This window comes from Streptomyces sp. NPDC058308 (genome assembly GCF_042880275.1).
GTDB lineage: Bacteria > Actinomycetota > Actinomycetes > Streptomycetales > Streptomycetaceae > Streptomyces.
Map to the genome: position 1 here is coordinate 1 of NZ_JBHVZA010000023.1, position 12,081 is coordinate 12,081.

Consider the following 12,081-nt stretch of genomic DNA (forward strand, 5'->3'; position numbering starts at 1 on the left):
CGGGGCCTGCTGGACTCCATCCCGCGCCTGGACCAGAAGGGCCACGAGCTCTATGCGATCAAGGGGCTGCCGCCCAACCTGCTGAAGGTGCCCGGTGGCTGTGCGTTCAACCCGCGCTGTCCCAAGGCGCAGGACATCTGCCGCACTAAGGTCCCCGCGCTGGTGCCGGTGAGCGAGCCCGACGGCAGTGACCTGCCGGGCCGCGGCAGCGCGTGCCACTTCTGGAAGGAGACGATCCATGGCTGAGCCGGCCAAGGTCGCAAAGACGGCGAAACCCTCCACCGCCCCGGCGGGCAAGGAGGTGGTGGATGCCACCCCCAACGTCTCCGCGGTGGAGACGGTGGACGCGGCCAGCGAGACCGCCGCGGTCGCCGCGATCGAGGCGCCCGTCGAGCGCGGCGAGCCGATCCTGCAGGTCCGCAACCTGGTCAAGCACTTCCCGCTGACCCAGGGCGTGCTGTTCAAAAAGCAGGTCGGCGCGGTCAAGGCGGTCGACGGGATCTCCTTCGACCTCTACCAGGGCGAGACGCTGGGCATCGTGGGCGAGTCGGGCTGTGGCAAGTCCACCGTCGCCAAGCTCCTGATGACGCTGGAGCGGGCCACGGCCGGCGAGGTGTTCTACAAGGGCCAGGACATCACCAAGCTGTCGGGGCGCGCGCTGAAGGCGGTGCGCCGCAACATCCAGATGGTCTTCCAGGACCCCTACACCTCGCTCAACCCCCGTATGACGGTGGGTGACATCATCGGCGAGCCGTACGAGATCCACCCCGAGGTCGCGCCGAAGGGCTCGCGCCGCCAGAAGGTCCAGGACCTCCTGGACGTGGTGGGCCTCAACCCGGAGTACATCAACCGCTATCCGCACCAGTTCTCCGGCGGTCAGCGCCAGCGCATCGGCATCGCCCGCGGCCTGGCCCTCAACCCCGAGATCATCATCTGCGACGAACCGGTCTCGGCCCTGGACGTCTCCGTCCAGGCCCAGGTCATCAACCTGATGGAACAGCTGCAGGACGAGTTCAACCTCTCCTACCTCTTCATCGCCCACGACCTGTCCATCGTCCGGCACATCTCCGACCGCGTCGGCGTGATGTACCTGGGCAAGATGGCCGAGATCGGCTCCGACGAGCAGATCTACGAACACCCCACCCACCCCTACACCCAGGCCCTGCTCTCCGCGGTCCCGGTACCCGACCCCCAGGCCCGCGAAGGCCGCGAACGCATCATCCTCACCGGCGACGTCCCCTCCCCCGCCAACCCACCCTCCGGCTGCCGCTTCCGCACCCGCTGCTGGAAAGCCCAGGACAAATGCGCCCAGGAAATCCCGCTGCTCGCGGTCCCCGAGCGCTTCAAGGGCCAGGACACCCCGGCCGCCCACGAATCGGCCTGCCACTTCGCCGAGGAGAAAGCGGTACTGGTCGGCGAGCAGCGAGTCGAGTAGGGGAGAACGGCTAGTACGGCAGAGGGACATGAGGCTCCGTCGAACCGCTGAGGGTCGGCCGGTCAATCGCCGATGGATGAACCGGCCGAACAGCCGAGGGATCAGCCGTCGGCTGTCGCCATCTGCATCACCCCTGAGCGGTAGGCGAACGAGACCAATTGGGCCCGATCCCTGAGCTCGAGCTTGTTCCGCAGCCGGTACACGTGCGTGCGTACCGTGGCGATGCCGATGGCGAGATCCACCGCGACCTGTTCCGTCGACCTGCCGCGCGCGATGAGCGAAAGGACCTGACGCTCCCGCGGAGTCAGGGCGGCCGCCACGGGTTGCAGACTTCCTTCCGGGCGGCTGTCCTGCCGGCGGAACCAGCCGACGAGACGCTCGGCGACCCGAGGCGCCAGCATCATTTGTCCCCGCGCCGCGGCGTGTACTGCCGAAACCATTTCCGCATGGTCGACCTCTTTGACCAGAAGTCCGGTCACGCCTGCGTGCAGCAGGGCGGAGATGACGTCGTCGCTGTCGTCCATGGTGAAGGCGACAATGCGCGGAGCAGGGGAGATGTCCTCCTTGCGGAGCCTTTTGATCATTTCAAGGCCGGAAAGGCCGTCCAGCGCGAGGCTGGTGATGATGACGTGCGGACGGCGTGTCCTGGCAATCATCATCGCGTGGATCCCGGAATCCGTGGAATCGATGACGCGAATGTCTTCTTCGGGCGCCAGAATCGCACTGATTCCGTTTCGCACAATGGGCAGTTGATCGCAGATGAGTACGTCGATCGGCATGGTCCCCGTTTCGCTTCCCGTGTCTGGGGACATGAGAAGGCGTACGGTATTGATGCCGAAATCACGCACGCATGCTCGTACGGCGTCCGGGCAGACAACTGCCTCTGGACGCGACGGCGTACGGCTTGATTTCCCCCCGGTTGGTCTTCCCCGTCCCGCATCCGCCTCAGCTCGTGACCGAGGCGGTTTGGTTGGTGTAGACCCTGCCGACTCTCGCTGTGCAGGTCAAGGCTTGAGTTTCCCTGCACCGTGTGCTTTTGAGGCCGCTCAAGCGGAATTCCTCGAAGCTTCGAGGCTGTTGTGATCATCAAGTCACCACGTCAGGACGGAGAACTGGCCTCGGTCTGGGGCCGGAACTCGACGGGCTCGCTGTCCGATTCCTGATCCTCGTGTACCGCTTCCAGATTGCGGGCATCTCGGACCACGAACAACAGTGCGGGCGTAAGGAACATCCACATGGCTCCCATAATGAGTACGGTCGTCGTGGACGTCAGACCGCCGGCGGGGCCGACGAGGGCCTGACCCACGGGCAGCAGCCCGATGCTGCCCAGCCACTCGTACGAACTGACCCTGCTCATCGAGCCGATGGGGACGTTCTGCTGCATCGCGGTCAGCGAGAAGACGTTGAACATCGAGAGGCCGATGTTGCTGATGATCGCGGCGACGGCGATCACGGGCACCGGCGCGAGCAGCGCGATGGCCAGGAGCTGCAGACCGTAGAGACCGAGCGGCATGAAGGACGCGCGCATGATGAAGCGCGGCCGCATGCGGAGCGCGATCACGCCGCCCAGGACCGAACCGAGCCCGGTGCAGGCGCTGATGATCGCCCAGGCGGACGCGCCGCCGAGGTCGTCACGGGCCAGGGCGGGGCCGAACACCTGCCAGGCGGGCAGCACGAGGAGATGGAAGGAGGCGGCCCACGCCACCATGGTCCACAGCCACGTCCGGGACTTGAACTCGCCCCAGCCCAGCTTGAGGTCGTTGATGATCGACGAAGCCTTCTCCGTCTCCTCCTTGTCCGTGGCGGACACGGGCGCGAGACGGATGAGGTACAGGGCGGCCGCGCTGACGGCGAAGGTCGCCGCGTCGAAGATCAGAGCGGCGCCGGGGGAGAACACCACGACCAGGACACCGGCGATGGCCGGGCCGACGGTGTACGCCGTGTTCTCGCTGAGCCCCATCAGCCCGTTCGCTCTTTGCAGTTGCGCGGGCTTGACGACCTCGGGCAGCAGGCCCGTGGCGGCCGGATGGAAGAAGGCTCCCGCGGTGCCCGCGATGAACTGCAGCGCGACCATCGAAGGCAGTGAGGCGGTTCCCGTGAGCAGCATGACGCCCTGCGCCAACTGGGACAGGAAGCAGGCCGCGTCACACAGGAGCATCAGGCGCCGACGGGACATGCGGTCGGCGATCACTCCCCCGAGCAGGAGCAGCAGCACGGTGGGTATCACCCGCGCGGCGAGCACCAGGCCGAGGGCCGTGACGGAGTCGGTCAGCTCAAGGACGGCGAAGGCGAGGGCGACCGGCACGATCGCGTCGCCGATGATCGAACTCGTCTGGCCTATGTAGAGAAGCCTGAACTCGCGCAGGCCGACCAGTTCGCGCAGTTCCCCCCTGCGGGCCTTTCGTCGTTTCGTCGGCCCGTCTGCGGAACTGTTCATGTCGTCCTTTCGTGAGTGGGTGCCTGCGCGGCCGAACCGTCCGGCTCTGTTTCCTGCGCGGCCAGGAGGGCGTCCAGTCGATCGGGGTCCATCGCCGCCATCAGCTCCGCGGTCACGGCCTGCGCGAGCTGCGCGACCGTGGGCCCTTCGAGGAGTACGCGAACTTGCAGTCGCACACCGAAGTCACGCCGCACCCTTGCCATCAGGCGGATGGCGAGCAGCGAGTCCCCGCCGACGTCGAAGAAGTCGTCGTGGATGCCGACGCGCCGACGGGAAAGCACTTGGGCGAAGGTGTCCGCGATGCCCTCCTCGATGTCGTCGCGCGGCTCGTCGGCCGGCTCGGCATCGTCCCATGTTCGTACCGCCGGCGGGAGTTGAGCGGGGTCGAGCTTTCCGTTCGGGGTGGTGGGGAGGGCGGTGAGAGGGGTGATGGTGGCGGGGACCATGTGCGGCGGCAAGTGCTGCGCGAGGTGGCCGTGGAGGGCTTTGAGAGTGACCGAGGTGGCCGGGACGCCCGAGGCCAGGACCGTGTAGGCAGCGAGCTGAGGGTGCGTGGGGTCGCTGCGGTCGAGCGTGACCGCGGCGGCGTGGATGCCCGGGTGCGCGAGGAGGGTCCGCTCGATCTCGCCGGGTTCGATGCGGAAACCGCGGAGCTTGATCTGGTGATCGCTGCGGCCGTGGTGGTGGAGCCTGCCGTCGGGGGTGCGGTGGGCCAGGTCGCCGGTGCGGTAGAGGCGCCCGCCGGACCCGTGGGGGTCGGGCAGGAAGCGGTTGGCGGTCAGGTCGGGGCGGTTGAGGTAGCCCTTCGTGACGCCGGGCCCGGAGACGTACATCTCGGCGATCGCGTCGTCGGCGACGGGACGGAGCTGCTCGTCCAGGAGGTGGACGGTCAGGTCCGGCAGCGGAGTGCCGATGGGAGTGCCGTGGGGCCGTGGATCGCTCAGGTCGGCCCGGGTGAGGCGGTGATGGGTGACATGCACGGTGGTCTCGGTGATGCCGTACATGTTGACCAGGAAGGGGGCGTCGGTGCCGTAGTGGGCGGCCCAGTCGGCGAGTTGGGCGGGCTGGAGGGCCTCACCGCCGAAGACGATGTGCCGCAGGCCCGTGGGGCCGTATCCGGCGCGGGCCGCCGCGCGGGCCAGGTGCGCGAACGCGGTGGGGGTCTGCGAGAGCATGGTGACCTGCTGCTCGCCGATCAGGCGCCACATGGCGTCCGGGTCGCGGGTGGTGGCGTAGGGCACGACGTGGACGCGGCCGCCGTGCAGCAGCGCGCCGTAGATCTCCCACACCGAGAAGTCGAACGCGGCCGAGTGGAACATCGTCCACACATCGGACTCGTCGAAGCCGAAGAGGTCCTTCGACGTGGAGAAGAGCCGCAGCAGGTTGTCGTGGCTGACCGCCACCCCCTTGGGGCGGCCCGTGGAGCCCGAGGTGTAGATGACGTACGCGGTGTCCAGCGCCGATACCGGCGTCCACCCGCCGTCGGCGCCCTCCGTGCCGTCATCGGGGGCGGTCGTGCCGTCATCGGGGGCGGCCGCGCCGTCGAGGTCGACGAACGCGCCTGCGACCCCGGCGAACGTCTCCGCAAGGCGTCCCGGAGCCGCCACCGCCACACATCCGGCGTCCGCCACCGTCATCCGCAGCCGCTCACTCGGATAGCCCGGGTCCAGGGGCACATAGCCCGCCCCCGTCCGCAGCGCCGCCACGAGCGCGACGATCAGGTCCACACCGCGGTCCGTGCACACCGCCACCAGGGAGCCGCGCCCCACGCCCGCCGCCCGCAGGCGCCGGGCAAGCGCCTGCGACCTGCGGTCCAACTCCGCGTACGACAACGACTGCGCGCCGTCGGAGACCGCTGTGCGCTCCGGCCACCGGCCCACCACTTCCGCCAGCACCCCGCACACGCCCGTGGCGCTCTGCCCTGCCGGATTCTCGGACGCGTTCAACACGGCTGTTCCCCTTTTTCTGACGGTTGGGTCGTTCACTCGGAAGCGGTGGCGACCCAGACGAAGTCCTCGGATTCCGGCGCGTAAGGGCTGCGCTCGTAGTCCCCGTACTCGTGCTCGATGCGGAAGCCCGCCTGCTCCAGCAACGTGCGGATCTCCGGCGGGAACCGATAGATGTTCTTGCGGATGTCGTGGCGGCGTTCCAGGACGAGGCCCTGCTCGTCGAGGATTTCGCTCACCCGTCGACGCGTGATGCTCTGCTTCTCGAAGTCGAAGGTGCTGTAGTCCCACAGCGCGATCCGGCGGCCCGTACGCGGGTGACGGATCTCGTCGACGAAAAGCTGACGATTGTGGTAATTGGTGAAGTCCGCTTCCTGGAAGACCGGGACTCCTGCGACGAAACGCGCCCCCGGCAGCATGTGCCGGCGAATGGTGGTCAGAGCCGCCAGCCAGTCCTCGTCGGTTTCCAGGTGGAACATGGTCTGACCGCCCGCGAGGACGAGGTTGAACCGCTCACCGAGGTCGAAGTCGCGCAGGTCGCCTTCAACCAGCCGGACCCGCTCCTCGGGCACGCCGGACTCCGACAGATTGACCCGTCCCTGCTCCAGCATCGACGGGGAGCGGTCCACGCCCACCGCGCGGTCCACGTGTTCCATGCAGGGCAGCAATACCCGGCCCGTGCCGCAGCCGATTTCGAGCAGCGGGCCGCCGAATTCCTTGGCCTCGGTCAGCAGGAAGGGCAGATCGAAGCTGTTCAGATCGGCCCAGAGAACGTCGTAGATTTCCGCTTCGTGGAGGTAGTCGTCCTTGATCCCGGTCACCGGTACTCCTGAGTTTCGTTGACGGTGTGAAGCAGAATGCGGGCGATGTCGTGCACGGTCTTCCCGGTCAGCAGGCTGAAGTGGTCGCCGGGGAGGGGATGCCGCCGCAGCGGAACCCCCGTGCACAGGAGCTGCCAGGTGTCAGGACGGACGTCCGAGGCGTCGGCGTGGAACAGCGTCACCTGGCCGTGATGGGCGCCCGGCGTGTGCCGCTGCATGGCCTTGGTGGCATGGGCGAACACCGTGTACCGGCTCCGGAGTTCCGCGGTGCCGAGGCCGAGGCCGAGCCCCTGATCCTCCAGGCCGCGGGCCGCCCGCTCCAGCGCCTCGGGCACCGGTGCGTGCCAGACGGCGTCCGGCAGCGGGACACCGTCGGTCTCGGCACCGCTCGAACCGAGCAGGTCCTCGACGAACGCCCGCAGCGTCTGGGCCCGGGACCACGGGCCGGTCGCGGCCGGCCACGGCGCGCTGTCGATGAGCGCGACCGGGACGGTCCGCCCGGTCGCGGCGGCGTGGCGGCGCGCCATTTCGTGCGCGACCAGGCCACCGAAGGACCAGCCGCCGAGCAGTGCGGGGTGCGCCGCTCCACGCTCGCCGAGCAGGTCCACATAGTGCTGGGCCAACTCGGGGACGGTCGGCGGGTGTTCGCCGGAGAGGGTCTCGTCGGCGGCGACCGCCCAGACCGGATGCGGTCCGTCGAGGAGCCGGGCGAGCATCCCGTAGCAGAAGACCCCGCCACCGATGGGATGGATGAGCACGATCGGATCGGTGCGCCCGATCGCGCCCTCCCGCAGGACGATCACGCCGCCCGACGAAGTGACCGCCCGGGACGGCGAAGTGGCCGCCCCGCCCGGCGAAGTGGCCGTCCCGGACGGCGAGGTGGCCGCGCCCGACGGCCGGGCCTGCTCCCGCTCCCGGAGCATGCGCAGATACAGCTCGCGCTGGGCCGGGGACAGCGCCTTGATGCGCTCGTCCACGGAAGGCGTACTACCGTCTCGCGTCACTGATCCACTTTCGTTCGCCCCGGCTCTCCTGTCCCCCTTCGCGTGCCGCTACGGCTGCGCGGGCGCCTCTTGGGGCCGCAGGCGCCGCTCGTACAGGTAGGTGTAGAAGGGGAGTTCTTCCCGGTGGTAGTCGGCGAGCAGCGGGTTGCTCTCGACCGTGTCCGCGTACTTCCTGGTGCTTTTGACGAAGCCGTCGGTGGCGCTGGCGTCCTGGTGCCAGCGCGCCGTCAGCTTCCACTCCGCGGGCATGCCGGGGGACCAGGAGAGCGTGGTGGGGTCGAACGGCAGCCCGACCCGCTCGCAGTACGCGCGCACGGTCGCCTCCGGCCGTTCGATGAGGTCGTCGGAGTCGACCACGACGGGCTCGGCTCCCTGAGCCTTAGCCACCGCCACGTAGATCTCCTGCAGCCGGGCGAACCCGACCTCCTCGCGGCGCAGTTCGGGATTGAGCGCGTAGTGCGAAGCGATGACCTCGGCAGGGTCTCGGATGATGAAGGTGTGGCACACCTCGCGCAGGAATTGCTGATCCCCGAGCACGCCCGGGTAGTGGAAATCGGTGGTGTCCTTGAAGAACAGTCTCGATTTCGCTCCCATATCCCCGATGGCGGCGATGAGTTCGGCCTCGGAGTGCACCACCCGGTCTCCGACCTCCGCGGAACCGAAGTCCGCGAGACGGGAAAAGGGCTCGTGCAGGGCGAGCACGTCGTCCCGCCCCATCATCATGCGCAGGAACGCGGTCGAGCGGGAGCGGGGCGCACTCCACAAGGCGATGACCTGCGCCCCCGAACCTCCGCCGCGCAGCGAGTCGTTCATGTCCGGCTCCTCTTGTTGACGGCACGGTCACCGTGGTGCGCCGCTGCACATGGGTCAGCCGCGGCCAGCAAGCAGACTAATCCAGAGGCCGGATCGCGGAATAGCGAATGGCTTTACGCGGTCGTTCATCGCTGGGCCACAGTGGGGTAAGCGTCACGCTTACCCGGAACAAGCGCCGATGGTGAGGACAGTCCCCGGAGCCTCTCTTTATCGTTCCGAATCGGTACCCGAAGTCCGGCCGAATGGAGATCTGCCATGAGCGAGCTGGTCAAGAGACTGGCCAAACTGCCCGAGAGCCGCCGGGCAGAGTTCCTCGCGCAGCTCCGCTCGGGAGCCGAGGTCCGGCGAAGCCAGGAACTGACTGCCAGGGACACACAGGAGCCAGCGCCGCTGTCCCCTGCGCAGGAGACCCTCTGGTTCATCGACCGGCTCGCACCCGGCCGGGCCACGTACAACGTCGCCAGCACCTTCCGCATCAGGGGGGCCCTCGACGTCCCCGCCCTTCGCCGGGCGCTGCGGACCGTGGTCGGCCGCCACGAGACCCTGCGCACGTCGCTGGTCGACACGCACTCCGGCCTGGTGCAGCGCGTGCTGCCCGTGGACGACCCCCGGGCCGGGGCCCCGCTCACGGTGCGGGACTTCTCCGCCGCCCCGGAGGGTGCCGAGGCGGCCCGGAGCTTCGCCACCGAGCTGGCCCGCACCCCCTTCGACCTCACCGAAGCGCCCCTGTGGCGGGCGGAGCTCGCGCTCATCGGCGAGGAGGACCACCTCTTCGTCTTCGTGGTCCACCACGTCGTCTTCGACGGCTGGTCGGCCGGCGTCTTCGCGGACGAACTCTCGGCCGCCTATACGGCCGAAGACCTGGCCCCCCTCACCGTCCAGTACGGCGACTACGCGGACTGGCAGCGGCGCCGCCTCACCGGCGACACCTACGAAGAGCTGACCGCGTACTGGCGCGACCGGCTCACCGGCGCCCCCACCCTGGAACTTCCCACCGACCGGGCCCGGCCCCCGGAGACGACCTACGACGGCACCTACCTGCGCCGGGTCCTCGCCCCGGGCTTGGTGGGGCCCGTGGCGCGGCTCGCCCGCTCCTGCGGCGTCACCCCCTACGTCGTTCACCTCTCGGCCTTCCTGCTGCTCATGCACCGCTACAGCGGCCAGGACGACGTCGTCATCGGTACGCCCACGGCCAACCGCGACCAGGTCGAGGCCGAGCGGATGATCGGCTTCTTCGTCAACATGCTGCCGCTGCGCGCCGACCTGTCGGGCGCCCCGAGCTTCCGCGAGCTCGTCGAACGCGTCGGCGCGCTGGTGCGCGAGGACTTCGCGCACGGCGAGCTGCCCTTCGAGAAGATCGTGGAGGTGGCGCGGCCCCGCCGCGACCCCTCGCGTTCCCCGCTGTTCCAGGTCGTGTTCGCCTTCCACAACACCGTCGACAAGGGCCTTGGACTGCCGGGGCTCGACGTCCGCCAGGAGTACCTCGACGCCGGCACCTCCCGCTTCGACCTGAGCTGGAACGTCACCGAGCGCCCCGAAGGCAGCACCGTGGAGGCCGAGTTCAACACCGACCTCCTCGACCCCGAGACCGTCGAGGGGCTGCTCTCCCACTACGAGCGCGCCCTCACCGCGGTCCTCGCCGACCCCGGTCTGACGCTCTCCAGGACTCCGCTGCTCACGTCGGTGGCCCGCAAGGAGCTGGTGACGAAGTGGCGCGGCCCCGCCCTCGCCGTGCCCGACCTCTCGGTCCCGGCGCGGTTCGAGGAGCGGGTACGGGCCACCCCGCACGCCGTGGCCCTGGTCGTCGGCACGGAACGGCTCACCTACGACGAGCTCAACCAGCGGGCGAACCGGCTGGCCCGGGTGTTGCGGGCACGCGGCGCGGCGCCCGGTGAGCGGGTGGCGCTGTGCCTGCGCCGTACGCCCGACCTGATCGCTGGTGTCCTCGCGGTGCTCAAGTCCGGTGCCGCGTACGTGCCGGTCGACCCCGGCTATCCGTCGGCCCGGATGGCCTCCATCCTCGACGACGCCGCGCCCGTCGCCGTGCTCGCCCACGAGGAGTGTGCCAAGAGCCTGCCCGGCGGTCATGACGTGCTCGTCCTTGAGCGGCTTGCGGACGAGCTGGCCGTTCAGGGCGGCGACGATCCGGCGTACGAGGTCTCCCCTTCGGACGTCGCGTACGTCCTGTACACCTCCGGCACGACCGGGCGGCCCAAGGGCGTGCTCATCGAGCACCACTCGGTGACCGGCTTCGTCGAGGCCATGCGGTACCTCTTCGAGATCACCCCCGACGACCATGTACTGGGCTACGCCTCGGCGAACTTCGACGTCTCCGTCGGCGAGATGTTCAACGCGCTGCTCACCGGCGCGCAGTTGCACCTGGTGCCGGACGACGTGCGGCTGGACGTGGGCCTGCTGCAGGAGCTGCTGGAGAAGGAGCGCATCTCCCTCGTCGATCTGCCGCCCGCGGTCCTGGCCCTCCTCGACCCCGACCGCCTGCCCGGCCTGCGCATCGTCTTCGTCGGCGGTGAGGCCTTCCCCGGCGAGCTGGTGAACCGCTGGAACCGGGACGGCCACCGCTTCTTCAACGGCTACGGGCCGACGGAGTGCACGGTCACCATGGTCGTCCACGAGTGCCCCGGACACTGGGACGCCTCCCCGCCCATCGGTCTGCCCATCGCCAACCATGTCGCGCACGTCCTGGACGAGCACCTGGAGCCGGTGCCCTACGGCGTGATCGGCGAACTGCTCGTGGGCGGCGAGGGACTGACGCGCGGATACCTCGGCGCGCCCGAGCTCACACGCGAGAAGGTGATCGCCGACCCGTTCGACAGCACCGCGGACGGCCGCCTCTACCACACCGGTGACCTGGTGCGCAGGCGCCGTGACGGCAGCCTCGTCTTCGTCGGGCGCAAGGACCAGCAGGTGAAGATCCGCGGCCTGCGCATCGAACTCGGCGATGTGGAAGCCGCGTTGGCGACCTGCCCCGGCGTCAGCCAGGTGGCCGTCGTGCCGTGGGCGGACCCGCACGGCGAGCGGCACCTGGTGGCCTACACCGCCTCCACGGGCGCCACCGTGGAAGCGGCGGAGCTGCGGACCCACGCGGCCGCCCGGCTGCCCGGCTACATGGTGCCGTCCTTCTTCGTCACGCTGGAGGCGCTGCCACTCACGGTCAGCGGCAAGGTCGACCAGCGGGCCCTGCCGGATCCGGATCCGGACCACCTCGCCGCACGGGAGACCAGCGGCGCCCTTCCCCGCACGGAGACCGAGCGCATCCTCGCCGAGGAGATCTTCGCCAAGGCCCTGCGGCAGGAGCGGGTCGGCGTGCACGACGACTTCTTCGTGATCGGGGGCAACAGCCTCCAGGCCGCGTCGCTGATGTCGCTGCTCTCCGAGCGCTTCCAGGTACGGGTCGCCCTCGCGGAGTTCTTCCGCTCGCCCACGGTGGCCCACCTCGCGGAGACCGTCGACCGGCTGCGCGCCCGGGCCGACGGCAGCGACGACCTGCTCGCCCTGATCGAGGCCATGTCCGACGAGGACGCGACCCGCCTCATGGACGAGAACGCCGGGGACAGGCAGAGCTGACCCGGTGACACGGACCGTACGAGCGAGAAGAGACCAGCAC

9 protein-coding genes are annotated in these 12,081 nt (G+C 69.2%); 3 read left to right on the top strand and 6 right to left on the bottom strand.

The annotated features are described in order from the left end of the window. Both ACFVYL_RS27475 and ACFVYL_RS27480 read left to right on the top strand, forming a co-directional pair. Positions 1–246 (top strand): oligopeptide/dipeptide ABC transporter ATP-binding protein (locus tag ACFVYL_RS27475; protein ID WP_389720354.1); only part of this gene is annotated, 246 nt, incomplete at its 5' end. Further along, positions 239–1,435 (top strand): ABC transporter ATP-binding protein, encoded by a 1,197-nt coding sequence (locus ACFVYL_RS27480; RefSeq protein ID WP_389720356.1) that lies wholly within the window; start codon positions 239–241, stop codon positions 1,433–1,435. The genes ACFVYL_RS27475 and ACFVYL_RS27480, both read left to right, overlap by 8 nt. 101 nt (positions 1,436–1,536) lie before the next feature. Here the strand turns inward: ACFVYL_RS27480 and ACFVYL_RS27485 are convergent, their stop codons facing one another. The 6 genes from ACFVYL_RS27485 to ACFVYL_RS27510 all read right to left on the bottom strand — a co-directional run bounded on the left by ACFVYL_RS27485 (position 1,537) and on the right by ACFVYL_RS27510 (position 8,456). After that, positions 1,537–2,214: a response regulator gene (locus tag ACFVYL_RS27485; protein WP_389720358.1), complete on the bottom strand. Its 678-nt coding sequence runs from the start codon at positions 2,212–2,214 to the stop codon at positions 1,537–1,539. A 320-nt stretch (positions 2,215–2,534) separates the two neighbouring features. Further along, on the bottom strand, positions 2,535–3,872 hold the full coding sequence (locus tag ACFVYL_RS27490; protein ID WP_389720361.1) for an MFS transporter: 1,338 nt from the start codon (positions 3,870–3,872) through the stop codon (positions 2,535–2,537). Further along, positions 3,869–5,821, bottom strand: a complete 1,953-nt coding sequence (locus ACFVYL_RS27495; protein ID WP_389720363.1) for an amino acid adenylation domain-containing protein — start codon at positions 5,819–5,821, stop codon at positions 3,869–3,871. The genes ACFVYL_RS27490 and ACFVYL_RS27495 overlap by 4 nt, the downstream gene beginning before the upstream one ends. Before the next feature lie 32 nt (positions 5,822–5,853). Continuing rightward, positions 5,854–6,639, bottom strand: coding sequence for a class I SAM-dependent methyltransferase (locus ACFVYL_RS27500; protein WP_389720365.1), 786 nt, complete (start codon positions 6,637–6,639; stop codon positions 5,854–5,856). Further along, positions 6,636–7,616 carry a thioesterase domain-containing protein gene (locus tag ACFVYL_RS27505; protein ID WP_389720368.1) on the bottom strand — a complete coding sequence of 327 codons (981 nt, stop codon included), beginning with the start codon at positions 7,614–7,616 and terminating at the stop codon, positions 6,636–6,638. The genes ACFVYL_RS27500 and ACFVYL_RS27505 overlap by 4 nt, the downstream gene beginning before the upstream one ends. A gap of 75 nt (positions 7,617–7,691) precedes the next feature. After that, complete coding sequence (locus ACFVYL_RS27510) at positions 7,692–8,456, bottom strand: sulfotransferase family protein (protein ID WP_389720370.1); 765 nt, start codon at positions 8,454–8,456, stop codon at positions 7,692–7,694. A 255-nt stretch (positions 8,457–8,711) separates the two neighbouring features. Here ACFVYL_RS27510 and ACFVYL_RS27515 point away from each other — a divergent pair, with 255 nt between their 5' ends. Continuing rightward, positions 8,712–12,041 carry an amino acid adenylation domain-containing protein gene (locus ACFVYL_RS27515; protein ID WP_389720371.1) on the top strand — a complete coding sequence of 1,110 codons (3,330 nt, stop codon included), beginning with the start codon at positions 8,712–8,714 and terminating at the stop codon, positions 12,039–12,041. Positions 12,042–12,081: the final 40 nt, after the last annotated feature.

Bases quoted from the DNA above. Each gene is read 5' to 3' on its own strand.
- ACFVYL_RS27485 (WP_389720358.1), bottom strand. From the start codon at position 2,214: ATGCCGATCGACGTACTCATCTGCGATCAACTGCCCATTGTGCGAAAC.
- ACFVYL_RS27490 (WP_389720361.1), bottom strand. From the start codon at position 3,872: ATGAACAGTTCCGCAGACGGGCCGACGAAACGACGAAAGGCCCGCAGG.
- ACFVYL_RS27515 (WP_389720371.1), top strand. From the start codon at position 8,712: ATGAGCGAGCTGGTCAAGAGACTGGCCAAACTGCCCGAGAGCCGCCGG.
- ACFVYL_RS27480 (WP_389720356.1), top strand. From the start codon at position 239: ATGGCTGAGCCGGCCAAGGTCGCAAAGACGGCGAAACCCTCCACCGCC.
- ACFVYL_RS27510 (WP_389720370.1), bottom strand. From the start codon at position 8,456: ATGAACGACTCGCTGCGCGGCGGAGGTTCGGGGGCGCAGGTCATCGCC.